Raw genomic sequence first — 25,578 nt, 5'->3', positions numbered from 1 at the left:
TATTGAATGAATCAACTTTTCAGAAGGAAAAACTATTCAGAAACAGATACATCTACTAATCTATTAAGGGTTTTAGGTGTTTGGGATATCGTTTTTTTTGGCATTGCGGCCATTATTGGAGCAGGAAGTTTCAGCAGTTTAGGCGAAGCAGTTTTCAGAGGCGGCCCGGGAGTGATTCTATTATATTTGATTTGTGGCTTTGCGTGTGGTTTCACCGCATTGTGCTACGCTGAATTTGCCAGCAGAATTCCTACCGCCGGTTCAGCATATACATATGCATATGCCAGTTTTGGAGAACTGATCGCGTGGGTCATCGGATGGGCACTGATCATGGAGTATTCTTTCGGGAATATCTATGTGGCTTTTTCGTGGTCCGATTACTTTACCAGCTTTTTAGAACGTCTTGGGATGCATATTCCCGATTATCTTACCTGCAGCTATACCGAAGCCAGAAAAGCTTTTGAAAATGGTTCCGAAAACAAAGAACTGCTCAATGCATGGAACACAGCTCCACTCCTTGGCAGCCTGAAATTCATCGTTGACCTTCCTGCACTGGTGATTAACGGTCTAATTACATGGCTTTGTTACGTAGGAGTAAAAGAGAGTAAAAATTTCAATAATTCACTGGTTATTTTAAAGCTGGCCGTTATTGTCCTGGTTATCCTTGTAGGTTTTGCCTATATTAATACAGACAACTGGACACCGGTTAATCCCGAAACGCAGGTTGCTTCTTTCATGCCAAATGGTTTTGCAGGCGTTATGAGTGCGGTTTCTGGGGTTTTCTTTGCCTATATTGGTTTCGATGCGCTGAGTGTGCTTTCAGAAGAAACAAAAGATCCGCAGAAGACCCTTCCGAAAGGAATGATCATCTCCCTTGTGCTGTGTACATTTATCTATATTGCCCTGACGCTGGTTCTTACCGGAATGGTGGATTACAGAAAATTTGACGGTGTAGGAGATCCGCTTTCATTTATATTTGAAAAAGCCAATGCCAATGTAGCGTGGATGGAACTTGTGGTTTCATTTGTTGCCATCGTTGCGATCACTACCGTGTTATTGGTTTTCCAGATGGGACAGCCGAGAATATGGTACGCCATGAGCCGTGACGGACTGATGCCTCAAAGGTTTCAGAAAGTTCATCCCAAATACAAAACACCTTCTTATGCAACCGTTATTACAGGTATTGCGGTAGGTGTTCCTATCCTGTTTACGGATAAAACATTCATCCTTGATTTTACGAGTATCGGAACCATTTTCGCATTCGTACTGGTCTGTGCCGGAGTTTTGATGCTTCCAGCCAAAGAAAAGATCAAAGGCAGATTCCATCTTCCTTATATTAATGGTAAGATTATATTTCCGGTTATTTTCATCGGCGGACTGATCGCTTTTTATATCTGGCAGCCGGAATTTTTCACGAATCTGATGGATTGGAACGATCCTAAAGAAGGAGAATTCAGAGCCTCTATGTTTGTATTCATCCTGATCAATCTGGTGCTGTGTATCTTCACCTTTATTAAAAACTTCTCTTTAATTCCTTTAATCGGCTTAAGCTCATGTCTGTATCTGCTGACCGGAATGAGTCATGAAAACTGGTTCTGGTTCGGACTTTGGTTCGCGCTGGGTCTGGTGATTTACTTCTGCTATGGCTATAGAAACAGTAAGCTGAGAAATAGCTAAATGGAAAGTGCTACAACGCAAATGAACAGGGCATAATCAGTACCTGTATAAAATATTACATAAAAGGCAAATTTGCGAATCAGCAAATTTGCCTTTTTTCTTTTTAGCCTTTTCGCCTTTTTACTTCACCATCAAATCGGCAGAATTATTGCATAGATCTCAACATAAACTACAAACTAATGCCGCCATGTCAGAAAGAATAAAAAATTACAGAGAATTTTATCAGTTCTATCTTACCGAACACAGTAAAACAGGAACCAGAATCTTTCATTTCATTGGAACTCTTCTGGTATTTGTGGTGATCTGGTATGTGATCAGCTCCGGAAAAGAAAGGTTTCTATGGTATATTCCCATCTTTGGGTATGGATTCGCCTGGTTCAGCCATGCCATCATTGAAAAAAATAAACCGGCCACTTTTAAATATCCGCTATGGTCACTGATTTCAGATTTCAGGCTTTTCTTTGAGCTGCTGATTGGTAAGCAGAAATTCAGGGGAATAGCTCCAAAGCCTAAAGAAGCTGAGGGTTCTGAGAGTCAGCTTTGATTTTAACCATAAAAGGTACATTTAAGCTTTAGAAAGTAAGACTTTTAATCCTTAAATTTTTGAAATAGTAAGGCGATTGAAGTTTTTAAGATTATTAAGATGAGCTTCGCTAAAAAAGTTACTGCTTAAAAAATCTTTAGATTTTTTCTTAACTGTTCTTACCTTCTTTATTGATCTTAATTTTTCAAAAAGCACACAGGTTTTTTTACACTTAAGTTTTTGAAAAAATCTCAGATTTTTAGGAATCTGTTTTTAATAAGTTTAGGATTTCGGCGGCGGCCTCCGGCCGCCGCCGAAATCCTAAACTACAAACCGGAAATAACCCGCTTTAAACTCGAAGACAATTTATTGGTGGCTTCGAGAACCTCTGCCACCAGATACCTGCCCTTCATTAAATATTAGATCAGAAAATCATTAGACTCATTTACTCTAAAACACTCAAACACGCCATCCCGAATCCCGAAAACCCGCAACCCGAATTACTTAAACCTCTTCTTAAAGCTAAACTTCAGTCTGTTCATCAGTCCCGGTTCAATAATATCAATTCCCAATCCGAAATTACTGTCAGCAACCGTATGATGGGCTTCCCTGAACGTTTCAAACTGATCTTTGGGAATCTCCAGATTGACTAAAGGATTGTATTCAATATTCACGGTAACACCATTTTTAGTGATTTTTTTCCGGCTTTTATAATCAAAATACGGATTGGTGACCGTACTTTCCTGGACCGTGTATTTTTCTTCCGTATCGATCTTCTGATCTGTATTCAGGCTGATTTCGTACTTCTCACTGTCGAAATTATGCCAGAAAGGAAGATCTTTATGCATAAAATCCCGGGCGCTTGCTTTGATGACGTTTCGGTCAAAATACATCAAAAACCGGTTGTTTTGCGGATCGGTATAATATGGATTTTCTACTGTGGCGGAATAATGAATTTTGAATTCGTTTAATTTTTTATCATCGCTTACAATATCAATGGCGGCATCTTTGAAAATATTTCTGACGTCCGTTCCGCTTCTGTCATTGGAATAATTAAGTCCGTAAAACAGGAAACTGTTCCAGCTGTCTACAATCTCCCGTTTATTGGTGTTTTTAAAATACCTTCTCATCGAATTGGCGCGGTTTCCCTTGTAGGTGGTCATCAGTTTCAGGCGGCCGGTGGTATTCTGGGCATTGAATTCCACTTTTTCATCGATGCAGTAATACGGAAACTTGTGTGCTTTTCTTTCCTGAAGCACCTGATCCGGTTTTACTTCCAGATAATGCATAAAATAAATGAAGCCGCGGTTTTCTATCAGCCCGAATTCATCACGAACCGTTGCATCCACGAAATATTCCTGACCTTTATAACTGATTTTTACCACCACATGATTAAAGCTTAACAGCGATGGAAGATAATATCTGATATAATAATCCGTATGAAAATTAACGAGAACCACTCTAGAATCTACGCCAATATAATCTAAAATCACTTTCAGCAGAACACATTTTGCCTTACAGTCGCCCTGTTTATTCTCATAGGTTACCGAAGGTTCCTGCGGCTTGTGACCATTCATCTCATCGGCATTGAAAACATAATAAATATGGTTCTGTACATATTCTATGGCAAACTGGAGCTTTTCATCCTGACCGTTTACCGCATCAAGCTTTTCGGCAAGATCAGGCGCAAAATCTTTCAGGGAATAACTGCTGAAAATATCTTCATACATCGGGGCAATATAGTTTGAAAGGTCCTTCCACTGAGCATCCGTCGCAAAATCTATAAACGGGAAAATCTCACGTCCTGCATCTACCGGATTGAGATAATTTTCCTCTTCAATCACAAAACTCTCTCCTTTTTTCAGACTGTGGGTGCTAGGTTCCAGAACGTTGCCCTGTTCATCTCTGAAGAAGGTTTTTTTGTAGGAAACGGTCTGCTCGCGGTCGTTGATAAAAGTAAATTTAAAACTGCCGTATGCCCAGTAATTATCCGGGCTTACCCATACATATTTTGAAAATTCCTTTCTGAGGAAATCACGTTCTGTAAAAGCTTTAAACCTTGAATCTTCCATGATCAGAACATCATAAAGTCTCAGGTCTTTAATAGTAATATTGATCTTTTTGTTGCTGCTCAATATCCCACCGCTGCTCTGGTTCTCACTGTCAAGAACCTTTATTTTCGTATCCGGAATTTTATCAATCAATACGCCGTCTCTCAAAACACTGATCCGGTGAATGCTGTACACTTCATTTTCTTCAACAATCACATCCGAAACAGAAGCCCGTTCCAGATTTCCCGGCTCATTCAGCGTATAGGCCATGCATACATATTCACTGTTTTCTTTATTGCTTGTATAATATTTTTTGTCAAGGAAATAGCAGTAATCCTTTCCTTCATCAATCTGTTTTCTTGAGAATTCAGAATCTTTAATTTTATCAATCAGCTCCTGATCATTGATATTTCCCGCCCAAATTTCAGGTTTTTGAATTTTGTAATTTTCAATTTGAATTGGATTTTCCATATGATATTTTAGTATTTGTGTTCTTTGGTTACATTTTTACAAACGCTCAAATTAAATAATTAAAAACTAAAAAACAATAGAAGAACTACGGCAAAAACTTCGGCACAGTAATTGTGAACTAAGGTTTAAAATAAAGTTTATGAAAATTATAGCAACAATTCTAAAAGGAGCTGTTCCTGCACTAGCCCTATTTGCCATGACACAATGTACCACTGCGGCCAGCGCTTCCGGAGCAGATGAAAAAACGTTCATCGTAGGACCTGAAACTGCTGACTGTACGGGAGTAGCACCAATGAAATGTCTGCAGGTAAAAGAAAAAGCTTCAGAAAGCTGGACGAATTTCTATACGAACATTGAAGGATTTACCTATGAGCCGGGATATGAATATGTTTTAAAAGTTAAAACAGAAAAAATTGCTAATCCGCCAGCTGACGGATCTTCAATAAAATACACTCTGATTAAAGAGGTTTCCAAAACCAAAAAATAATATCTCAAGCTCCTGAAAAATTCGGGAGCTTTTATTTTCTATTCCTCCATACCCTTATGCATATTAACAAAAATTATGTACTCTCGCAGATTCTACAGATAGAGCAGATTAAAAAAAAGTAAAATTTGCATGATCTGATTAATCTGCATGAAATTTCTAAATCATTACATATCATTCCCTTCATCTAAATCAATGAAATTGATTCCATCTTTACTTCCTTTATAAATAGTATAATAATTTTTCTTTGTGTGAAAAAAATTATACCTTTCTATTTTTGCGAATCCAGAGCCAACCAGAGTTTGCTTTAACGCAAAGATTTCATGCCATATCCCCTAGCTTAAAGGTAAACAAAGAGGTGTGGCTGCACCACTGAATAAGCGGACGTTTTATCCACACGCTTCATCGGATCAATTTCAATTGATTCTTGCCTTTGCCTTCCTAAAGTATAAAGTCATAATCTTCAAACTTTGCGTTTGAAAAAACTTTATCTGCTTCAGGAATTTTTATCCTGCTACCCGACAGTTTTCACAATTCAAAATTCACAATTTACAATTCACATCTATTTACCATTCTCTGATTTTTTTCTCCCCATCTTCAGAATTAATTGAATAAGTATAAGCTGAATCATATTATTTTTTTAAATTGCAACAAAATTGCATTAGCAACAAAATTGCAATTTAGAAATTTACCGCTGAATCTAAAATCAACGCAGTATGATTGCTCATGGAGAATAAATTAATAAGAGGAATTACCCATTTTTTTAAAAGAAAACATTACCCGTTTTTCAGGCAGCTGGATACCATGGATTGCGGGCCTGCATGCCTCAAAATGCTTGGAGCATACTATGGAAAAGATTTATCACTGAATGATCTCCGTGAGCTTTGCGACGTGCACAGCCAGGGAACATCCGTTTCTGGGCTAAAATATGCTTCTGAAAATCTGGGCTTTAAAACTTTAGCCGCAGAATTAAGTCTGGAAATCTTGCTGGAAAAAGCCCCTCTGCCCTGCATACTTCACTGGGATCACAATCATTTTGTTGTTTTATGGAACCTTACGGAAACGCACGCCTATGTCGGGAACCCTGCCCTGGGAAAAAATATGCGGTATACAATCAAGGATTTTCTGGAACACTGGAGCACTCCCGGACAGGAAAATAAAGGAATCGCCATTTTTGTGGAACCTACAGAGGTTTTCGACCAGATAACCAATCGGCCGGATCCTGCTGTTAATTTATTTTCATTGCTGAAACGGATTGACGACCGCAAAAATATTTCTCTGGTCATAGCAGCCCTTTTGATCGCAACCCTTCTGACACTGGCAATTCCCTTATTAACCCAAGCCGTGGTTGACCGCGCTGTTTCTCAAAAGGATATTGGAATATTGACGATCATCTGTCTGGGACAGCTTATTTTATTTACCGGAAGAATTTTAACCGATTTTTTCCGCAGCCGGATTCTTTTTAAACTGGGTATGAATATCAGCATTAAACTTATCTATGAATTCGTAGATAAACTGATGCAGCTGAAACTTTCCTTCTTTGAATACAGGAGCAGCGGAGATAACCTGCAACGGATCTACGACAACCAGCGGGTGGAAGAATTTCTTACCAAAAACTGCGTGAATGCAGGACTTTCCATCATAATCCTTCTGGTGAATGGAGGACTGCTCTGCTACTATAACTGGAAACTCTTTGTTCTCTTCCTGGCCGCCAGCACTATCAGTGTACTTTGGACCCATCTTTTTGAAGAGAAAAGAAGACGTCTCGATCAGCGCACATTCAGCCTGCTGGCCAATGCACAACGTCATCAGATAGAAACCTTTGAAGCGATGACTGAAATAAGACTGACAGGCGCAGAACAGGAAAAAAACCAGCTCTGGAAAACCATGCAGGAAGAAACCTATAAAGTGAAAATGGAAAATCTGAAACTGGATCAACGGATTCAGGGCGTCGCTCTTTTCATCAATGAAACCACAGGGGTATTAACGACTTTCCTTACCGCATCCCTGGTCATCAACGGAAATCTGACGCTTGGGGCCATGCTTGCCATCACGTATATGTACGGCGCACTGAATGGAACCGTCAACCAACTCTCCGATTTTATCCGTTCCATGCAGACCGCAAAATTCAGCCTGCAGCGTATTTCGGAAGTAGAATATGAAGAGACAGAAGATGCCCACTCTACCTTGGCTTTACAGAGAGGAAAGTCCGGATCTATTGAGCTGGCCGATGTAAGTTTCCGGTATGGAAAATTATCCCCTGATGTGCTTCACCAGATCTCGCTGACCATTCCTGCCGGAAAAGTAACCGCCATCGTAGGTATGAGCGGAAGCGGAAAAACCACTCTTCTGAAGCTGCTGCTTAAATTCTACCATACAACACGGGGAACGGTCACTTTCTGCGGACAGGATCTGAAACTGATCAGTGCCAAAAGCTTACGCAGACAGTGCGGAGCCGTTATGCAGGATTCTTTCCTTTTTACGGACACCATAGCCGGAAATATCTGGGTAGGAAGCCCGGAAAAAGATCTTTTGCGGGTAATAGATGCCTGTAAAATGGTCAATATGCAGGACTTTATTGAAAGCCTGCCTTTTTCTTATGAAACGCAGATCGGCAGTGAAGGAACAGGTCTGAGCGAAGGCCAGAAACAACGGCTTCTCATCGCCCGGCTGATCTACCGCCAACCCGATTATATATTTCTGGACGAAGCTACCAATTCCCTGGACGCCAATAATGAAAGACTGATTGTAGAAAACCTGAACCTCTTTTTTCAGGGCAGAACGGTCGTTATTGTGGCGCACAGACTGAGCACAGTAGTTCATGCCGATAATATTATCGTGATGGACAAAGGAAAAATTGTTGAACAGGGCAATCACGAAGCTCTAACCCAATCAAGAGGTGCTTATTATCATTTAGTGAAAAATCAACTTGAACTCGGAAAATAAATTACGGAAAATGAACCTGAATATTTTACCTTATATTTTTACACGATTTGCAGCATTGCCCGTACAAAGCCTGAATACATCTGCGATCCAAAACGTTGAAGAACTATTGAATCAGTGGCAGGAAATTACAGATCACGATCAGGCCTGCAATGAAAAGTTATGTGATGAATTGTATGCTTTGATTCAACAATCTTCTGATGATCAGGAGAGAAAACTGCTGCTGAACCTGAAGCGATCCGTATTCAATAAACGTTCGAATGTACAGAATTTAGCGGAAAAAATTCCGTCTGAAACTTTTAATTCCATCAAGAATACATGGGAAGAATGGCTGAATGCAGGCAGAACCTGTAAAGAATTTGAACAGTTATGGGGCAAAGATTTTCAGGAAAAGCAGTGGTTACAAAGGCATACCATTCAGGAGCTGGCCGGAGAATATCCTTTCAAAAACGGAGTTCTTCTTTCCAGCAAAGATCTTTACGAACAGCTTGAAGGTTTCAGGAATGCAGATGTACAATCACTGAACAAAGACAATGAGCGGATGGAATTCAGTGTGCTCCGCTATCTTACCCGGATGGCTTACAAGACCTCTCCTTTCAGTACTTTCACGTATTTAGGGCTTACTGAAATGACTGCTGAAAATGATGTAGAGATCTCAGCTCCGGAAATTCCAACCAGTAAAATACGTCTGAATAATAAGCTTCTTAAACGCATCAAGAAACTCATGGAGCGCCATCCTGATCTTCAGGGCTTACTGTTTGTGAATATCAACAGCAGCATGACGGAAACTAACGGACGTTTCAGCTTTCTCATGAACTGTGTGAATATTGAGGTCTTTCAGGAAATCCAGGCAACAGGAGTGAACCGGTACATTAAAGAAATGATCAGTGGTTCCGAAGAACGTATTTCTCTTGCATCATTTATCGAACATCTTTCCATGCAGATCGATGCAGATTCTTCGGAATTAAAGCATTATGTTTTAAAACTGGTCGATTCAGGATTTCTGGAGCTTACTTTGGAATGTTCTGAAATTGATCCGGATTGGGACAGTCATCTTTTAAAGTTTCTGGCAGAACATAAAAATGGGAACGGATCTACGGAACAGCTCTGTCAGCTTATTGATCATCTTCAGCAGGTAAAAAATGAATTCGGAACCGCAGGAATAGCACAAAGAGAAATTCTTTTAAAAGACAGTTCAGCCCTGTTTGACCGTACCATTTCAGACCTTGAAAATCAGGCCGGAATTATCAAACTCCCGAAAGATGAGATCAAGAACATCCTTGACCATATCCTTGAAAAATATAAAAATGGAGAAGGTTTTGAAAAACTGCCCTATATCCCTGTGGATTATCGTCAGGAAGGATTTATTTACGAAGATGCGTATACCGATCAGGTTCATAAAGTCAGCGAAAGTGCAGTCAATGAATTAGCTACGCATTTATCAGAACTGGCAAACCGCTTATCTGCTTTTGATATCCGGGCCAGGGAGAAAAACAGGATCAAAAACTTTTTTAAATCCACATACAAAAAAGACCAGCCCATTCCTCTTGTCACTTTTTATCATGAATATTACCGCCAAAAAAGTGAAACTGAAACGGAAGAAGAGCAAATCCAACCGGATATCTGGCCGGAATTGTTCTGGAAAGATCTTCAGCAGGAAGCACAGTTTGATGAAATAAAAATTCAAAAGAAAAACCTGAGCCAGCTGCCTTCTTCAGATCAATCCTGCCCGGCAGGTTCTGTGTTTCTTCAGTTTTTTGATCAAAAATCCGGAACGGGAACAAAAGCGGTTGTGAACGGACTGATGCAGGGAATGGGTAAAATGAGCGGCAGGTTCCTTCATTTATTTGATCCTGAAACTGCTGAACTCCATAAAGATTACAACAGACGCTTATTTCCGGACCAACTGCTTATTGAGCTTAATGATGATTCCAGTTTTAACGCCAATATCCATCCGCCTTTACTGGATTTTGAAGTGAAAATGCCGTCTTCCAATACTCAGATGAAAAAATCTCAGCAGATTCCTCTGGACCGGATCGCTGTTGTTTATTATGAAGACCAGGACCGTGTTTCTTTACTGGATACTGTTCTGCAAAAAGAGATCTACGCTTTTGATCTGTGCCTGGAAAGTATTACCAACAGATCGAACCTTTATCAGCTGATGGCTCTTTTCAATCCCTGCACTTATGTCAGTTATCATCCGTTGATTCAGGTTATTGATCTTCATCATTCAAAACAATTCAGCAGTGAAGAGATCAGGATTTTCCCAAGAATTATCTATGAAGACAAACTGGTCCTGCGCCGTAAAGGCTGGCTGATCGATTTCAATATGATTCCACGGCAAAATAACCAGGAAAATGAAGGTATTTATTTTCTGCGTTTTCACCAATGGCTGCTGGAAAAAGAACTTCCTTCTTCGGTCTTTCTTTATCTGCAGTCTTCCTACATTCCTGAAGAGCCTTCACCGGATAAAACTGCCGGAACCAGGGACGATTACAAGCCTCAGTTTATTGATTTTAAACAGCCTTTGCTTTTTGGCCTTTTCATCAAACTCCTCAACAGAGCAGGATCTTTTATCTATCTGGAAGAAGTATTGCCCTCTGTGGATCAAGCTCAGGAAAGAGTCTCTGAACATCTGATCCAATGGTATCATTTTTAAATTATGGAAACAAACTGGAAAACGTATTATTTATACCACAAGGATCATGCAGATACTGTGTTGAAAGGTGTTGTGCATCCGTGTATTGAAAATATTGAAACCGCACTGAAGCGGGAAGTACAGTTTTTCTTTATCCGGTATTTTGAAAACGGTTATCATATCCGGCTTCGGCTTCTTCTGACTGATGAAGAATCGGATGATGTTCTTTCTTTGCTAAAAGATCACATCACAGCTTATGAAAACCTCAGCGGAGACAGTATTACATTAAAAGAAGCTGAATACATTCCGGAAACAGAGCGGTATGGCAATACAAAGACCATGATCTATGCCGAAGAGCAATTTTGCGCATCATCACGGTTTATTTTGCATAATTTGGTTCAGAATAACCCATTAACAGCCTCTGAACGTTATCTTCTTGCTTTAAAAACCCATCTGGTATTTTTTAAAGGATCGGAATTTCCTCAAAGCTCTATTCAGCAATTGTGTGACAAGTTTATACAAAGCTGGCTTCCGGTTCCTTTCTCTGAGAATGCTGATGAGCAGGAACAAGACAGGAAAAATGTTCTGAATGCTTTTCAAAATCAATTTGATCTCTACCGGAATGTACTGACTGAAAATCTTACGGAATTCTGGAACTCACTGGATCAACCGACAGATTCTTTATTTCAGGAGTTTCTCAAAACCAACAAAAAGGTTTTCAAAGGATATTCTCAATCCCGATTATCAGCAGATGCTGTAGACGAGGCTTTGCTCAGTTTTATCCATATGGCCAATAACAGGCTGGGAATAGTGAATGCTGAGGAATCCTATATTCTTTTTTTAATCATGCAAATGATCCCTCTAATCCATAATTATGACAGCAAACCAGAAATTTAACGAGCTACAATCGGGGCTGGATGAAATAAGGGAATTTCTCCTTTCCAAAATGAAACATGGTAAAGACGGTTTCTACTGGGAAACCATTTCCCTTGATAATAAGGGAGTTTTCTCATCCGGTTTCAACCCTTCTTTATGGAACGGAACGGGAGGCATTGCATGGTTTTTCCTGGCATTGTACGAAAACGATGGAAAGGAAAAAGATCTTGAAACCGCTGAAAAAGCTTTCGCTATAATTTATCAGTATTCCATAGATCGTAAAATTGCCAATCCTAGCCTTTATGATGGAATAAGCGGAGTGATTTATCTGGGTTTGGAGCTGTTCCGGGTTACGGGTAAAAGTGTATACCTTGAACAGGTTACCGAAATTTATACGATCTACCGGAAAAAAATAATGGCAGAACAGACGGAGGATCTGCTGATCGGGCTTTCGGGGATTTTAACGGCCGTTTGTATGCTTTATCATTTCACAGAAGATCCGAAAACAGGTAAGGATATTGTGATTTTGGCCACTACCCTTTTGGAAAAATCTTTAGTCGCTGAGTCCGGAATTAAATGGGGCAAAAACCAGCTGTCCATGGATTCTTTATGCGGCTTTTCCCATGGCAATGCAGGAATTGGCTTCTGTCTGCTCCAGCTGGGAAAATATTTTGAAAATGATGAATTGATCTGGCTGGCTGAACAGGCCTTCCGCTATGAAGATATTTATTATGATGCTTCAACCAACAATTGGATGGATCTGAGATGGGAAGCTTCCAAAAATAACCTGCCTGACTTATTTGACTGGAATAAAAAGACTTTCCAGCCGGAAGATTTTGATCTTAATGCATGGGCACACGGAGCCTGTGGCATTGGAAATGCAAGGATTTCAGCTTTTAAGATCACTAGTAATCCGGCGTACAAAAAAGACTGCAAAAAGATATTTGAAAGATGTAAAAATGATATTCAGACAAGAGCTAAACGGAATCACATCCTTTTCAGCGGTTATGGTGGGCTTTCCGATTTTCTGCTGCAGTACCATCAGGTATTTGGAGATCAGGAAGCTTTAGAACTGGCTACAGAAATCACCTTGGAAGGTTTAAGAAAAAGCAGGGAAAACCATCATTCCGGATGGGGCATTCAAAATTCTGAAGACCTCGGACTTATGACAGGTACCGCTGGCATTGGGTTTTCGATATTACAGATGATAAAAGGGAGATCTTTTAATTCTATCCTTCATCCTGAACTTCCGGCATCAAAACAAAGCACGATTCTGAAAGATCTTAAAATCAAAAAGAGATTTTTTGAACGTTATTATCCTCAGACACTTCAGGTTTTAAAGACTTTCGCTCAGTTTCAGGAATCCGTTTATGATTCAAATACGATTGAGGAGTTTGGCCAAAATTTATTAGACATCATCACAAATTTACCGGAAAAAACGTCCAATTATATTTCAGATCTCCATCAGCTGGAAACCTTTAAGATTGAGATCCAGAAGGACCATAAGGGTGCTTTATGCTTTCAAACAAGATTGAATATCCTGAAAAAAGAACTTCAGGAACTGACAGAAAACAACCCATCTGATCTTCATAAAAAACATTTTGTCCGAAATCCGTTTATCTATATTTATGAATCCCGGTTCAACTGGAAAGAGGAAAATCACAAGCATTCTGAAGAAGGTAAATATGAAAATCTCTTCTACAATACTGATGAAGAACTGTTTCACCTTATGCCCGATCCTTTCACTTCTGTGATTCTTCAGTTGTTGGAAACTTCGTTAAGTATTGAGGAATTAGCAGAATATTTCGAGTATTCTAAGGAGGAAAAAGGTTTCGTTGAGGAAAAATTACGGGAACAGATTCAAGAGCTGCTTAAAAATTATTTTGTAAGGATTGTTGAATAGTTTTTTTTGTTTATTTGTCCTTTTGTCTTGAAAACAAAAGGACCAAAAATTCAAGGCTGGAATCTTTCGCTAAAAATCAATGCTGTTCTCTAAAAATTCTAAACTTGCGCGAATTCCATTATGAGTATCGGTTCAAAATGAGTGTCGCGCTTCGAACAGTAGAATTTTTTTAACGTTCACAGCATTGATTTTCTTAACGCTACAGCTTCCTGGGCCAAGATTCCCAGACAGGAACTGATCTACAAATTATTTAATAGTTAAATGTAATTTCTGGAGTAACTGATTTCTCATTAGAATCAGTCAGGCTTCGACTCCGCTCAGCCTGACATCGCTAATACTATGCACAATGTTACCAACTGTCAGGCTGAGCGGAGTCGAAGCCTTTATTCATTATTTTTTCACCAGATTCCCTGACGAATACAAACAAATTAATCCGCTATCATCTGTGAAAATCTACGTACATCCGTGAATTCAAAAAAAACTATTTCACCCGCGGCTTTCCAAACGGATTATAAGATATTCCAACATTGAAATAAAATGAAGGTTTATAATTCGCCTCAAAAATATAATCCCTGATAGATTCCTCTTTATCGAAAGCTCTAGCCTGCGGAACTGCCCTGATTCCCGTCTTTAAAGTTCCGATGAAATTACCGCCCAGATTATGCTCATAGATAGCTCCGGAATTGATTTCCAGCTGCCGGAATTCATACGTTCTGTTGTTCCGGTACGTATAAAAAGAAGTATTGTCCATTTCGGTACCCAGAGAAATCCTGCTGTTGGAGAAAATATCTTTACGCACCATCACTTTTCTGGGAAGAAGGATATCGAGTACCCAACCATTGTTGAATTTATTTTCATAGGTGAAAACCGGAAGAATAGGTACCTGGGAGCTGGGATCAATAATACCTGCAATTCCTATGAGCATTTTTGTTTTTGGCGTGGCTTTTAACACCAATGAGGCAGTCACCATTCCCCGGATTCTTTCAAAATGCTGATCACTTCCATCAGCCGAAACACTGGCGCTGTATATCGCTGTCTTGTTCCATAATTTTGAAAAATAGCTCAGATTTAAAGCTTCGGAATGATAATGATAGTCATTCTTTGTATTATTTCCAGTTAAAAGAGCTTCTTCCGTATCAATAGCGGTATAACGGTAGTTCAGGGCGGTGCTCAGAAGCCAGTTTTTCTTTTTGACAAAATAAATATTGACGCCTGCTTTTACCTGCTGAAAACTTTTAACCTTATGATCAGGCAGCGCATTTCCATGAAGTTTTGATGAAAACTGAAAAGGAGCCGTTTGGGTAAATTCAATATTAAGGTCGCGGTTCTGTGGAAATTTATCGGCAAAAAATGCCCTTACCTTTAGGGGAATACTATCTTTTTTCTGGGCATATACTATATTTTTAAATGGCAGTAATGCCAGTGGAACGAGAGCTCTTCTCAGTGTTTTCATGGTTTTATTTTAAAGGTTTTATGACAGATTGGAAAAAATTGAACACGAATATTTTATCATAGAATATCTCTAAACTGTTTTCGGCAATAAAATCGGTGTGGCGCATCGTGTCAGAAACAGAATCTTCTTCCACAAAGACAAACCAGATTTCCTTAAGGTGGTTCCGTCTTTTAAACTCTTCAAAAGCATTCCAGTCAAATGGTCCCGAATGTTTCAGATCATAAAATAGAATTCCTTTTTTGAATCCGTTTTCATGAATGATATTAATAGGATGTTGGATGTAGCTTAAAATCTTAATTGGAGAACCGTAGCATTCCACAAAATGATGCAGGTCGATCAGCTGTATTACTTTCTCCTCTTGCTGGGATTCTGTCATATAAAAACATTCTAAGGTTATTTCTTCTGTAAGTTCCTGAAAAACGGCTAATTCCATAAGCATTAAAAAAAATTGAACAGGGCAAAGAAAAAGAGAATTAAGCCACAGGAATTTGTTTTTATACCAAACCGCTTCTAATTTATACGAAATCCGGCTGCTTTAGAATTCGTATAAAAAAATACAGGGTTTGTATAATATTATAGCTATTCTTTACGTTATTCTCTATTTTTGTTTTGTATTAAAACGGACAAATACTATGGGAAACGGAACCTCAGGATTTAAGGAAACACTGGTCATGGACTTTCTGGTGGAAGACCGGTACCGGTTCTGGAGGCATTTTACATTTCTTGTTTTCTTTTTTATGCTGATGTATAATGCACGGTTCTGGCATTGGTATTCCGGCGCTTATCAGTATTATGTTCTGTTCTTTGTGTATACGGTCCTGATTGGGATGGTCTACATTAATATATATGTCCTGGTCCCGAAATTTTTCTTTAAAACAAAATACATTACCTATTTGGTTCTGCTCATATTGATGGGGGTCGCAGGGCTGAATATGATAGGATATAGTTTTAAATTTTTCTTCGAAGATTTCAGAGTTGAAAATATCAAAAAAGAAGGGGATAGAGGCAGCATTTATGAAGGTATTCTGATGTGTATTCCCATCATTTTGACCACAACGACAGTAAAACTCCTTCAGAAATGGATCACAGATAACAAAAGGATCACCGAACTCAATAACCTTACCTTGCAGATGGAGCTGAATGAACTCCGCAATCAGATCAATCCGCATTTCCTGTTCAATATGCTGAATAATGTGAAAGCGCTCACCAGAACAGATCCGGAAAAAGCATCAATGGTGATTGTCAAGCTTTCAGAGTTCCTGAGATATCAGCTGTATGAGAATGGTGAGGAAAAAACATTACTCGTGTCAGAAATAGATTTTCTGTCCAATTTCCTCAACCTTGAAAAGATCAGAAGAGATCATTTTTCTTTTGAAATCAATGCGGATACGGAAAACAGAACGGTAAAAAGTACCTTTATCCCTCCGAATTTATTCACCACTTTTGTAGAAAATGCCGTAAAACACAGTATAGATATCAGCAGTACCGAATCTTATGTTAAAATAAAGGTAAATGTTGATGATAAAATCCTTTATTTCACCTGTACAAACTCCATGAATCCGGGTATGACCATATCTCATACAAATTCCGGCGGATTGGGACTGGCCAATATTAAAAGAAGACTGGAACTCCTGTACGGAGAAACGTTTGAACTGAATATTATTTCCGGCGAAAAAGAATATACCGTTAATTTAAAAATTCCTGTATGAACTGTATTATTGTAGATGATGAGCCCTTGGCAAGAGCAGAAATGCGCTCACTGATCCAGGAAACTTCAAAGGTGGAAATCCTGGGAGAATTTTCCAATGCCCCTTCCGCACTGGATTTTCTTCAAACCAATGATGCCGATCTTATTTTTCTGGACATTGAAATGCCCATGGTTACCGGACTGGAATTTGCCGAAATGCTGCCGAAAAAATCCCTGATTATTTTCACAACCGCCTATTCCCAGTATGCATTAAAAAGCTACGAACTGGAAGCTGTAGATTATCTGCTGAAGCCTATAGATCCTGAAAGACTGGACAAAGCGATAGACAAGGCCATTCTCTATAACGGACTTCTATCCCAAGATACGGTGAAAAATACGGTAGAATCCAATACGGCAGATTTTTTATTCATCAAGGCGGACAGGAGATTTTACAAGATCAGTTTTTCAGACATTAAATTTATAGAAGGACTGAAAGATTATGTAGTGATCCATACCCGCCAGCAGAAGCTTATTACAGCCATGAATCTGAAAACCATCCATCAGAAAATCTGTTGGGAAACCTTTCTCAGGGTAAGCAAATCTTATGTGGTCAATATTGATTTCATCGACTCATTTGATAACCATAATATCTACATTGAGGAAGCCGAAATTCCCATCGGGGAAGTCTACAGATCCGATTTCTTTACAAAATATGCCGGCGGATTTCTGAATTCTGATGGTTAGATCTACTGTTTCTGACCTACAAAGCGGATCACAGAACCTGTTCCGTTGTGAAATAACCCTTCACTGAGCTCTATTTCTTTTTCTTCAAGTTCTATAATTTGGTAGCCGGGAAAATCAGCCTTGATCTCATCAATTGAAAACAACGAGCCTATATCTTTCGGCCCGCCAACCTTCTCATTTTTGGTGACATAGTCAAGATGCTTTTTGCTGAAGGCTTCGAAAATAATCATTCCTCCCTTACGCAGATACTGATCCAGCATCTGATGAATGGATGACTTGATGTCCGCAGGAAAATGTGCATAGATAAGCGCAATCACGTCAAACTGTTCCGTCTGAAAATTCAGGTTTTGAAGCTCACCGATTTGATAATCAATGCTTACATGGTGATGCTCTGCCAGTTTTAAAGCCTTGTTTTTTCCTTCACTGCTGATATCAAAAGCTGAAACTTTCCATCCTTTTGCAGCTGCGAAAACGGCATTTCTTCCTTCACCTTCCGCAGGAAAAAGAACAGAACCCGGATTCAATTTTTCCAGCTGTTCCTTTAAATAATGATTGGGCTCTGTTCCGTAAGCGAATTCTTCCATGCTGTATCTGTCGTTCCATCTGTCGAGCCATGTGTTGTCTGTCATTTCGTGAAAATTTAAGTTGAATTAGGTTATAGTTATTCATTTAGTGATGAATTCAGCTGAAGCCCAAAGATAAAGAGTTTCCACCTTCTTCTTCAAATGGAAAAAACATTGGTCAAAATAGATTTTGTAAATAAATTTAAAAAAGTGAGAAAAAATATTGGCTTAAGACCGGGAGTATTTTAATTAACAGATAACTGTTTTGCTTTTTTAAATGAAATGCCTTTGTTTATCTTTATTAAAATAGTTTACTTCAAAAAACTTTGTCTACCCTTGCGATTATTAAATGCAATGAAAAACTAAGTATGCAGGTTTGTTTAATTATCATTGGCAAGGTTTAAAATAGTTGTAACTTAATACAGTTTCTGATCTTTCTCACAGTAAAAGCTTCGTCTTTTTCCAAGTCCGGTCTGCTTTTTTACAAGTTTCTGACCGCATATCGGGCAAATGGTTTTGGTATGAACCAGCCAGTGTTGTTTTAATGTAAGTTCCCGTTTCCATTTAAGAAAGTCAAAACTGTAATTTCTGGCTTCAGCAATGAGTTCCTTTCGTTTCCCGGGAGGAAGATTTCCCACCAGACTTTCAGGCTGAATTCCTATTCTAAACAGCACTTCATTCTTAATAATATTTCCGACACCCGAAAAGATATCCTGATTCATCAGCGCATCACAAACCATCATCTCAGGTTTGGATTTCAGTTTCTTTTCTGCTTTTTCAGGATTCCACGCATCACTCATAATATCAGCTTCCCAGTCAATCGTTGATAAATACTCAAGATCTACAGCTTTTACGGAACACGTATAGAAATAGAGGCTGCCGGTTTTGAAATGAAGGGATAATTGCAGACTCTTGTCAGGTTTTGTCTGCTCATCAATGCTATATGATCCAAACATGAGTAAATGAATCCGGACCGCCATTGTATCAAAAACAAGATAAGTCTGTTTTCCGAAAGTACGGATTTCCTTAAGTGTTTGGCCGGTCAGGGGCTCCTTATCGAATTTTGCATTTCCTGAAGCCTCAGTCACCGGGTTTCCGGCAAACGGCTGCAGATTTTCCTTCATTAAAAGTATCGATGGTCCTTCAGGCATGGCTTTGCTTTTCAATAAAAGTTCAAATACTATTCCGTAAAAATAAAATTTGGAGTAATTTTGAAAAATGATGAATTTAAACCAGATTTTCACGAATCAGCGTACAGGAAACAATCCGCATACCAAGGCTTCAAGAACTGATTTTCAGAGAGATTTCGACAGAATTATCTTCTCTTCTGCGTTCAGAAGACTGCAAAATAAGACCCAGGTTTTTCCTCTTCCCGGAAGTGTTTTTGTACACAACAGGCTGACGCACTCGCTGGAAGTTTCGTCGGTAGGCAGAAGTTTGGGAAGTATTATCGGAGAATTTATCTTTGATGCCTATAAAAATGACCTTACGGAAGATTCCAAAAACTTCTATCTTCATAATTTAGGAAACGTTATTGCCGCTGCCTGCTTATGTCATGACGTAGGAAATCCCGCTTTCGGACATTCGGGAGAAGATGCCATTGCGAGTTATTTTGAAAGAAATGAAAAAGATCTGAAGCTGAAATTCAATGAAAAGGAATGGGCAGATCTGGTAAATTTTGAAGGAAATGCCAATGCCATAAGAGTTCTGGCACAACAACAGCAAGGAAAAGATAATGGCGGAATCCAGCTTACTTTTTCTACCCTGGCCAGTATTGCAAAATATCCCTGTGAGGCTGTAGCCAAGAAAAAAGGAATTATCCACAGAAAAAAGTTCGGATTTTTCCAGAACGAGAAAGATATTTTCCTGGAAATTGCAAAAGGAACGAATCTTATTCTTGAAAACGAAGAACCTTATATATTCAAAAGACATCCTTTCGTATGGCTCGTAGAAGCTGCGGATGACATCTGCTACAATATTATCGACATGGAAGATGCCCACAGATTGGGAATCGTATCCACTTCAGACTGTGAAAACCTGTTTTTTGAACTGATCAGATCGGAAAGCAGTGATACAGACCGTGTCAAGAACAAACTGGCTTCTATTTCCAACGAAAACGAGAAGATCTCTTACCTGCGCGCAAAAGCGATCAATGCCCTGATCAATAAATCACTTGAGATCTATAAGCATAATTTTGAAAATATTCTTCAGGGAAATCTGGATAACGGCCTTCTTGATATGTATAAATCTGAAAACCGTGCCCTGCAGGACATCGAAGCCTTCTCCATTGAAAAGATCTACAACCATAAAGCGGTGGTGGAAATTGAAAATGCCGGTTACAACGTTATGTACGAACTTCTTGATCATTTCATTCCGTCTATTCTGAAACCGGAGGATGAGAGGAAATCTTATGATAAAAAAGCCCTGAAACTGCTTCCTAGACAATTCGTATATGAAGAGGGAACGGATTATCAGAAAGTGCTTGGCGTAATAGATTTTGTCTCAGGAATGACAGATAACTATGCAACCGATCTTTATAGAAAAATCAAAGGAATTGATATCGGAATGACAGTTTAATTTAAGCAGCATCTGAATTTTTTTAACACAAATACCACCATTACGTCAAATATATTAGTGACATTCGTGAAAAAATATTTGTGAAATTAGTGTTTTCATAAACGCAAAGGTTTTATCATAATACCGCATATTTTGAGTTATGCAAAGCCAAAAATCAATCTTCGATTGATTCGATGAAGCGTGTGCATAAAACGTGTGCTTCATCAATGGCGTAGCCATAAATCTTTGCTCAGCTTGAAGTCAAAAGCTTTTTAAATAAACCTTTGCGTGAAATAAGCATCTGGTTTTAAAGATCTTTTAAACCGCAAATACTTTCACAAATAGCACCATTACGTCAAACATATTAGTGTCATTCGTGAAAAATATTTGTGAAATTAGTGTTTTCATAAACGCAAAGATTTTTTATCATAACACCGCATATTTTGAGTTATGCAAAGCCAAAAATCAATCTTCGATTGATTCGATGAAGCGTGCGCATAAAACGTGTGCTTCATCAATGGCGCAGCCATAAATCTTTGCTCCCCTTGAAGTCAAAAGCCTTTTTAATAAGCCTTTACGTGAAATAAGCATCTTGTTTTAAAGATTTTTTAAATCGCAAATACTTTCACAAATAGCACCATTACTTCAAATATATTAGTGTCATTCGTGAAAAACATTTGTGAAATTAGTGTTTAATAACCGAAGATAGCTTTTATCTTTTTAAAGAAAAAAATTACTGGCAGTTCGGACAAATCCCCGATACCGTCAAATTGATCTTATGAACTTTATAGCTGATAGGTAATTTGATTTTGGGCTCAACATCTTCCACACAAGTCACTGTTTTACACTGTTCGCAGCTGAAATGCAGGTGATCATGATGATGAATTTCCGTCGTACAGGTGTGACATTCGGCATACTTTATCGTACCGTCTATATCTACCACTTTATGAATGATGCCTTCATCCATTAATCTTTCCAATACCCTGTAAGTTGTGACACGGTCGCAGATTCCATCCAATAGAACCTGCAGTTCCGCATGGGACAAAGCGACTCCGGATTCGTGGATAAGCCTTGTGATCTCTTTTCTTGCTATTGTATTTCTCGACTGTTTCATGTTTTCTGAATAAATTTCAATATAATTAATGCCATATTGTTGCAGTAACAAATATAATCTTTATTTTTGAAACAATATTGCATTAAAGAGATTTATAAAATACTAAAAATCAATAATAGTAACGATTATGATCGAGATAGAAAATACAAGTAAATCCTATAATGGGAAACAGGCGGTGAAAAACCTTTCATTATCCGTGAAAGAAGGGGAAATCTATGGTTTGCTTGGTCCGAACGGAGCCGGAAAATCTACAACCCTGAATATGCTGCTGGGCTTCTTACAGCCTGATACAGGAATAACCTCCCTGAATAAGGTAAGCACAAGCACAGATGCAAAAAAAGCAAGGGAAATGACCGGTTATATTCCTGAAAATGTAAATCTCTATCCTTATCTCACCGGTCTTGAAAACCTCTATTATTTCTGTAAGCTCGCAGGAAGGGAGTACAGTAAAGAAGAACTTTCTGATATCCTCACAGAATGCGGACTGCAAAAGGATTCTCACAACAAAAAAACAAGTGCCTACTCAAAAGGAATGAGACAGAAAGTAGGGATTGCCATTGCCTATGCAAAAAAGGCCAAAGTATATCTGCTGGATGAACCTGCAAGCGGGCTGGATCCACTCGCCAGCAATGAGCTTTCAGCATTACTCAAAAAACTCGCGGAAGAAGGAGCGGCGATATTAATGGCTTCCCATGACATTTTCAGGGTCCGGGAAACATGCAGCCGCATCGGGATTCTAAAAAACGGAATATTGGTGAAAGAAATGGATACCTCTGGCGTCACAGCCGCTGAACTGGAGAAAATATACCTGCAGTACATGCAGAGCTGATTTAGATTTTATGATTAACAGTCATGTTTGATCTGCGATAGTTCCATTTTTTGAAATAAGTCAAAAAAAAATTGCGAATATTTATTGCAACAATAGTGCATTATTTAAAATAATGATTACTTTTGCTACAATGTTGCAATAGCGAGATGGGAATAGATTTCAGGATGGGAATGAATCAAATATCAATGAATGACTGATTTTAAGATAATAATTTTAACAGCTAAACATGAATTCCGGGCATTTCAGGAAAATGGTCTGAAAATATTTGTATTGTTTTTTATTCTGATTCTGCTGGGAGTCTGGGGAAGCAATTATGCACAGCTCCATACAGCTTCCGTTAAAAATAATCAGGCTAAACATTCTATTGACAGGGAATGGAAGGAACAGAACAGGAATAACCACAGCGCAGCACATTGGGGAACATTCCTTTTTAAACCCGTAAATTATCTCTCCCTTCTGGAATCCGGAACAGGGATCTATTCAGAAAATTATTATAGAGTGGAAGCGCATAAACGCCCACAATTACATTCATACAGACTGCCGGATCTTCAGGCTTTTATGAGAAGGCCGGACCTTAATACTGCATTTTTTTTTCAGTGGCTGATGCCGTTATTCACTATTGGTTTGGGATTTTCGTCTATCTCGTCCGAACGTGAAAAGGGTTTTCTAAAACTTCTATCCGTTCAGGGCGCTTCACTGGGACATCTGGTTACGGGAAAATTCATAGCGCTTTATCTGGCAGTCCTTTTATTCACGGTTCCTCCTTTTTTGGTCATTTTTGGAGGTTTGCTGTTTGAAAATGAACCTTTAAATCATCTGATCCGGGCATTATGCTGGATCGGTTTATATGTGGTCTATTTTTTTCTTATTTCCGGAGTGGTTCTGCTGATTTCAGCATTTAGCCGTTCATCATGGTCTTCGTTAATGACCTCTATCACCGTGTGGATTCTTTGTGTCCTGCTGATCCCGAAATTCAGCAGTTCAGCAGCTGATGGACAGTATCCGTTACCTTCTTATCATGAATTTGAACATCAGATTAAAACAGGATTTGATAAGGGACTTGGAAACGATGGTCCTTATACCGAGCGATCTGAAATTTACCTTAAAAAACATTTAAACAGATTTCATGCAGACAGCATCAGCCAGCTACCCGAAAAGATAAGATTCGCCCTTGACCTTATCCAGGCTGAAGCGTACGAAAACAAAGTGAGCCGTTTTTACTCAAAAAAGGTGGAAACTAAATTTGAACAGCAGCAGTATTTTATGGAGAATATGAGTGTGATCAATCCGTTTCTTGCGGTACGCCAGCTTTCTATGGCCTTTGCAGGTACGGACGTTTCTCATCATATTGATTTTTTCAACAAAGCTGAATCATACAGAAATAATATTATGGACAGGCTGAACAAAAGGGAACTTGAACTTGCCATTTCTGAAAAAACGAAGCTAAGCAATAAAGACTTTTACAGCAGTCTTCCGGATTTTAAATATGAATATCCTTCCGTAGGGTCTGTGATCAGAAACCATATAACAGCGGTTCTGTCATTGTTGTTTTGGACAGCGGCACTGGTATTTTCCTTTACATTCATTATTAAACGAAACTATTTGACCTATGAAGGATAAGATCATGCTGTTGATATACGAATGGAAACACATTTCCCGGCAGCCGGCTGTATGGGCGCTGTTTTTTTTCTTTTTTATGATCGGAGGCTATGCTGTTTATTCAGGGAATTTACTGACCCAAAAGAAACAGGAAGCCATTGACGAAGCAAAGAAAGAATCCGTTAAAGACTATCAGACTACCCTGAAGGCTTTTACAGATACGGCAAGTCTTGAGAAAAAGCAGCAGGCAGAAAATGCCGGAAATCCTTACGTCATAGATTACAGGTTTCCCCGTATTGCCTATGATCATCCTTATCCGCTGACGGGTCTTGCTGCCGGAATAAAAGATATCACCCCGGTTTCGGAAAAAGTGAATTACTATACGGATTATGCGGCTGTAGACCGGGAAATGACGAATCCTGCCATACTTTTCGAGGGCCGGCTGGATCTTGTGTATGTGAATCTCTATCTAATTCCTTTACTGATCATCGTCTTGGTATATAATATCATCTCTTCCGAAAAAGAAAAAGGAATCAGCCATCTGCTGATCGTTCAGGGGGGTACTTTGAAAAGGGTAATGTCTGGAAAATTACTGATCCGGCTGATCATCATTTTTGTTGCTGCTTTAATCATCAATATTTCAGGAATGCTGCTGTCTCCATCGGGGATGCCTTCGTTCCAGGATGCTTTTCTCTGGTGCTTTTTGCTTTTTTCATACTGTGTTTTGTGGATAGCGCTGTGTTTTGCTATTATTTCCATGGACAGGAACAGCGTATTCAATTTATTCGGATGTATGACATTGTGGATTTTTCTACTATTTCTTCTGCCGTTAGTAATCAATAAAACAGCACAGACAAAATATCCTTCAGACCTGAAACTTCTGGATCTTGAAGAAAAAGACAGACAGATCAGTGATGAGGTATGGGCGATGAAGCCTAAAATGGTTGTCGACAGTTTTTACAGAAACTTTCCCAAATACGCCCCGGTTTATAAACCTTCAGATACTCTTGACAATCAGAATGATGCTTTTTTTGCCGGATATTATTACATCAAACAGAAAAAAATGAAAGCCTTGATCGATTCTTTATGGAAAGGAGATCATAATGCCAATCAGATGGCTTTCAGACTTATAAAATACAATCCTGTTCAGAGTACGGAACATCTTTTCACGCTTTTGGCACGTACAAGCCGGGCAGATTATCAGGAATATAAAAAAGATGTAAAAGACTTTCAGAAAGAATGGCAGACCTGTTTTTTTGACAGGGTTTTCGCTGTAAAGAACGGAAAAAGAACACTGTCCAACTTCTCACCGGATGAGCTTAAAACACTTCCTTCCTTTACCGCCAGGCATCATGAAATAAAGAAGGCAGATTTCATCTATGGAACACTGACTTTGTGGATCATCAGTTTGGGATGCTTTGTCGCAGGGTTGATATTGATCAGAAAATTTAAACAATAAATATTGAA

At 39.0% G+C, this 25,578-nt stretch carries 19 protein-coding genes; 13 read left to right on the top strand and 6 right to left on the bottom strand.

Annotation, left to right across the window (positions count from 1 at the left end; all coding sequences use genetic code 11):
* Positions 1 to 6: 6 nt before the first annotated feature.
* Together JET18_RS07010 and JET18_RS07005 are read left to right on the top strand one after the other, a co-directional pair.
* Positions 7 to 1,677, top strand: a complete 1,671-nt coding sequence (locus JET18_RS07010) for an APC family permease (protein ID WP_202089905.1) — start codon at positions 7 to 9, stop codon at positions 1,675 to 1,677.
* A gap of 187 nt (positions 1,678 to 1,864) precedes the next feature.
* Positions 1,865 to 2,221 (top strand): DUF962 domain-containing protein, encoded by a 357-nt coding sequence (locus tag JET18_RS07005; RefSeq protein WP_202089904.1) that lies wholly within the window; start codon positions 1,865 to 1,867, stop codon positions 2,219 to 2,221.
* A 479-nt stretch (positions 2,222 to 2,700) separates the two neighbouring features.
* Here the strand turns inward: JET18_RS07005 and JET18_RS07000 are convergent, their stop codons facing one another.
* Positions 2,701 to 4,722, bottom strand: coding sequence for a hypothetical protein (locus tag JET18_RS07000; protein ID WP_202089903.1), 2,022 nt, complete (start codon positions 4,720 to 4,722; stop codon positions 2,701 to 2,703).
* Positions 4,723 to 4,861: 139 nt separating this feature from the next.
* Between JET18_RS07000 and JET18_RS06995 the strand changes: the two genes are divergently transcribed.
* The 5 genes from JET18_RS06995 to JET18_RS06975 all read left to right on the top strand — a co-directional run bounded on the left by JET18_RS06995 (position 4,862) and on the right by JET18_RS06975 (position 13,566).
* Entirely contained in the window at positions 4,862 to 5,209 is a 348-nt protein-coding gene (locus tag JET18_RS06995; RefSeq protein ID WP_202089902.1) for a DUF4377 domain-containing protein, read from the top strand.
* Between the two features lie 723 nt (positions 5,210 to 5,932).
* Positions 5,933 to 8,152 (top strand): peptidase domain-containing ABC transporter, encoded by a 2,220-nt coding sequence (locus tag JET18_RS06990; protein WP_202089901.1) that lies wholly within the window; start codon positions 5,933 to 5,935, stop codon positions 8,150 to 8,152.
* A gap of 10 nt (positions 8,153 to 8,162) precedes the next feature.
* Complete coding sequence (locus JET18_RS06985; RefSeq protein ID WP_202089900.1) at positions 8,163 to 10,808, top strand: lantibiotic dehydratase; 2,646 nt, start codon at positions 8,163 to 8,165, stop codon at positions 10,806 to 10,808.
* Positions 10,809 to 10,811: 3 nt separating this feature from the next.
* Entirely contained in the window at positions 10,812 to 11,684 is an 873-nt protein-coding gene (locus JET18_RS06980; protein WP_202089899.1) for a thiopeptide-type bacteriocin biosynthesis protein, read from the top strand.
* On the top strand, positions 11,662 to 13,566 hold the full coding sequence (locus JET18_RS06975) for a lanthionine synthetase LanC family protein (RefSeq protein ID WP_202089898.1): 1,905 nt from the start codon (positions 11,662 to 11,664) through the stop codon (positions 13,564 to 13,566). The genes JET18_RS06980 and JET18_RS06975 overlap by 23 nt, the downstream gene beginning before the upstream one ends.
* Positions 13,567 to 14,047: 481 nt before the next feature.
* Here the strand turns inward: JET18_RS06975 and JET18_RS06970 are convergent, their stop codons facing one another.
* Positions 14,048 to 15,019, bottom strand: a complete 972-nt coding sequence (locus JET18_RS06970; RefSeq protein ID WP_202089897.1) for a DUF6268 family outer membrane beta-barrel protein — start codon at positions 15,017 to 15,019, stop codon at positions 14,048 to 14,050.
* Positions 15,020 to 15,023: 4 nt separating this feature from the next.
* Positions 15,024 to 15,458, bottom strand: coding sequence for a hypothetical protein (locus JET18_RS06965; RefSeq protein WP_228728496.1), 435 nt, complete (start codon positions 15,456 to 15,458; stop codon positions 15,024 to 15,026).
* Between the two features lie 193 nt (positions 15,459 to 15,651).
* Here JET18_RS06965 and JET18_RS06960 point away from each other — a divergent pair, with 193 nt between their 5' ends.
* A complete protein-coding gene (locus JET18_RS06960; RefSeq protein ID WP_202089896.1) occupies positions 15,652 to 16,728 on the top strand; it encodes a sensor histidine kinase in 1,077 nt (358 codons plus the stop codon).
* Positions 16,725 to 17,450, top strand: a complete 726-nt coding sequence (locus tag JET18_RS06955) for a LytR/AlgR family response regulator transcription factor (RefSeq protein ID WP_202089895.1) — start codon at positions 16,725 to 16,727, stop codon at positions 17,448 to 17,450. The genes JET18_RS06960 and JET18_RS06955 overlap by 4 nt, the downstream gene beginning before the upstream one ends.
* Before the next feature lie 2 nt (positions 17,451 to 17,452).
* On the opposite strand, the gene JET18_RS06950 is transcribed toward JET18_RS06955, so the two are convergent.
* Positions 17,453 to 18,079 carry a class I SAM-dependent methyltransferase gene (locus tag JET18_RS06950; RefSeq protein WP_202089894.1) on the bottom strand — a complete coding sequence of 209 codons (627 nt, stop codon included), beginning with the start codon at positions 18,077 to 18,079 and terminating at the stop codon, positions 17,453 to 17,455.
* A gap of 350 nt (positions 18,080 to 18,429) precedes the next feature.
* Positions 18,430 to 19,164: a DNA-formamidopyrimidine glycosylase family protein gene (locus JET18_RS06945; RefSeq protein WP_202089893.1), complete on the bottom strand. Its 735-nt coding sequence runs from the start codon at positions 19,162 to 19,164 to the stop codon at positions 18,430 to 18,432.
* A gap of 70 nt (positions 19,165 to 19,234) precedes the next feature.
* On the opposite strand from JET18_RS06945, the gene JET18_RS06940 reads away from it, so the two are divergent.
* Positions 19,235 to 20,590 (top strand): deoxyguanosinetriphosphate triphosphohydrolase, encoded by a 1,356-nt coding sequence (locus JET18_RS06940; RefSeq protein ID WP_202090731.1) that lies wholly within the window; start codon positions 19,235 to 19,237, stop codon positions 20,588 to 20,590.
* A gap of 712 nt (positions 20,591 to 21,302) precedes the next feature.
* On the opposite strand, the gene JET18_RS06935 is transcribed toward JET18_RS06940, so the two are convergent.
* On the bottom strand, positions 21,303 to 21,683 hold the full coding sequence (locus JET18_RS06935; RefSeq protein ID WP_202089892.1) for a Fur family transcriptional regulator: 381 nt from the start codon (positions 21,681 to 21,683) through the stop codon (positions 21,303 to 21,305).
* A 127-nt stretch (positions 21,684 to 21,810) separates the two neighbouring features.
* Here JET18_RS06935 and JET18_RS06930 point away from each other — a divergent pair, with 127 nt between their 5' ends.
* From JET18_RS06930 to JET18_RS06920, 3 genes are all read left to right on the top strand, one after another.
* A complete protein-coding gene (locus tag JET18_RS06930) occupies positions 21,811 to 22,512 on the top strand; it encodes an ABC transporter ATP-binding protein (protein ID WP_202089891.1) in 702 nt (233 codons plus the stop codon).
* A gap of 189 nt (positions 22,513 to 22,701) precedes the next feature.
* On the top strand, positions 22,702 to 24,132 hold the full coding sequence (locus JET18_RS06925; RefSeq protein WP_202089890.1) for a DUF3526 domain-containing protein: 1,431 nt from the start codon (positions 22,702 to 22,704) through the stop codon (positions 24,130 to 24,132).
* Positions 24,122 to 25,570: an ABC transporter permease gene (locus JET18_RS06920; protein ID WP_202089889.1), complete on the top strand. Its 1,449-nt coding sequence runs from the start codon at positions 24,122 to 24,124 to the stop codon at positions 25,568 to 25,570. The genes JET18_RS06925 and JET18_RS06920 overlap by 11 nt, the downstream gene beginning before the upstream one ends.
* Positions 25,571 to 25,578 lie beyond the last annotated feature (8 nt).

Source organism: Chryseobacterium endalhagicum, from assembly GCF_016745235.1.
In the GTDB taxonomy this organism is placed as follows: Bacteria; Bacteroidota; Bacteroidia; order Flavobacteriales; family Weeksellaceae; genus Chryseobacterium; species Chryseobacterium endalhagicum.
Note: the sequence above shows the minus strand (reverse complement) of the source record. Positions and strands in the feature narration are given on the sequence as shown.

Coding starts and splice junctions, on each gene's coding strand:
- JET18_RS06960 (WP_202089896.1), top strand. CDS start 15,652: ATGGGAAACGGAACCTCAGGATTTAAGGAAACACTGGTCATGGACTTT.
- JET18_RS06975 (WP_202089898.1), top strand. CDS start 11,662: ATGACAGCAAACCAGAAATTTAACGAGCTACAATCGGGGCTGGATGAA.
- JET18_RS07000 (WP_202089903.1), bottom strand. CDS start 4,722: ATGGAAAATCCAATTCAAATTGAAAATTACAAAATTCAAAAACCTGAA.
- JET18_RS07005 (WP_202089904.1), top strand. CDS start 1,865: ATGTCAGAAAGAATAAAAAATTACAGAGAATTTTATCAGTTCTATCTT.
- JET18_RS06990 (WP_202089901.1), top strand. CDS start 5,933: ATGGAGAATAAATTAATAAGAGGAATTACCCATTTTTTTAAAAGAAAA.
- JET18_RS06965 (WP_228728496.1), bottom strand. CDS start 15,458: ATGCTTATGGAATTAGCCGTTTTTCAGGAACTTACAGAAGAAATAACC.
- JET18_RS06970 (WP_202089897.1), bottom strand. CDS start 15,019: ATGAAAACACTGAGAAGAGCTCTCGTTCCACTGGCATTACTGCCATTT.
- JET18_RS06940 (WP_202090731.1), top strand. CDS start 19,235: ATGAATTTAAACCAGATTTTCACGAATCAGCGTACAGGAAACAATCCG.
- JET18_RS06950 (WP_202089894.1), bottom strand. CDS start 18,079: ATGACAGACAACACATGGCTCGACAGATGGAACGACAGATACAGCATG.
- JET18_RS06985 (WP_202089900.1), top strand. CDS start 8,163: ATGAACCTGAATATTTTACCTTATATTTTTACACGATTTGCAGCATTG.
- JET18_RS06995 (WP_202089902.1), top strand. CDS start 4,862: ATGAAAATTATAGCAACAATTCTAAAAGGAGCTGTTCCTGCACTAGCC.
- JET18_RS07010 (WP_202089905.1), top strand. CDS start 7: ATGAATCAACTTTTCAGAAGGAAAAACTATTCAGAAACAGATACATCT.
- JET18_RS06955 (WP_202089895.1), top strand. CDS start 16,725: ATGAACTGTATTATTGTAGATGATGAGCCCTTGGCAAGAGCAGAAATG.
- JET18_RS06980 (WP_202089899.1), top strand. CDS start 10,812: ATGGAAACAAACTGGAAAACGTATTATTTATACCACAAGGATCATGCA.
- JET18_RS06945 (WP_202089893.1), bottom strand. CDS start 19,164: ATGCCTGAAGGACCATCGATACTTTTAATGAAGGAAAATCTGCAGCCG.
- JET18_RS06930 (WP_202089891.1), top strand. CDS start 21,811: ATGATCGAGATAGAAAATACAAGTAAATCCTATAATGGGAAACAGGCG.
- JET18_RS06925 (WP_202089890.1), top strand. CDS start 22,702: ATGACTGATTTTAAGATAATAATTTTAACAGCTAAACATGAATTCCGG.
- JET18_RS06935 (WP_202089892.1), bottom strand. CDS start 21,683: ATGAAACAGTCGAGAAATACAATAGCAAGAAAAGAGATCACAAGGCTT.
- JET18_RS06920 (WP_202089889.1), top strand. CDS start 24,122: ATGAAGGATAAGATCATGCTGTTGATATACGAATGGAAACACATTTCC.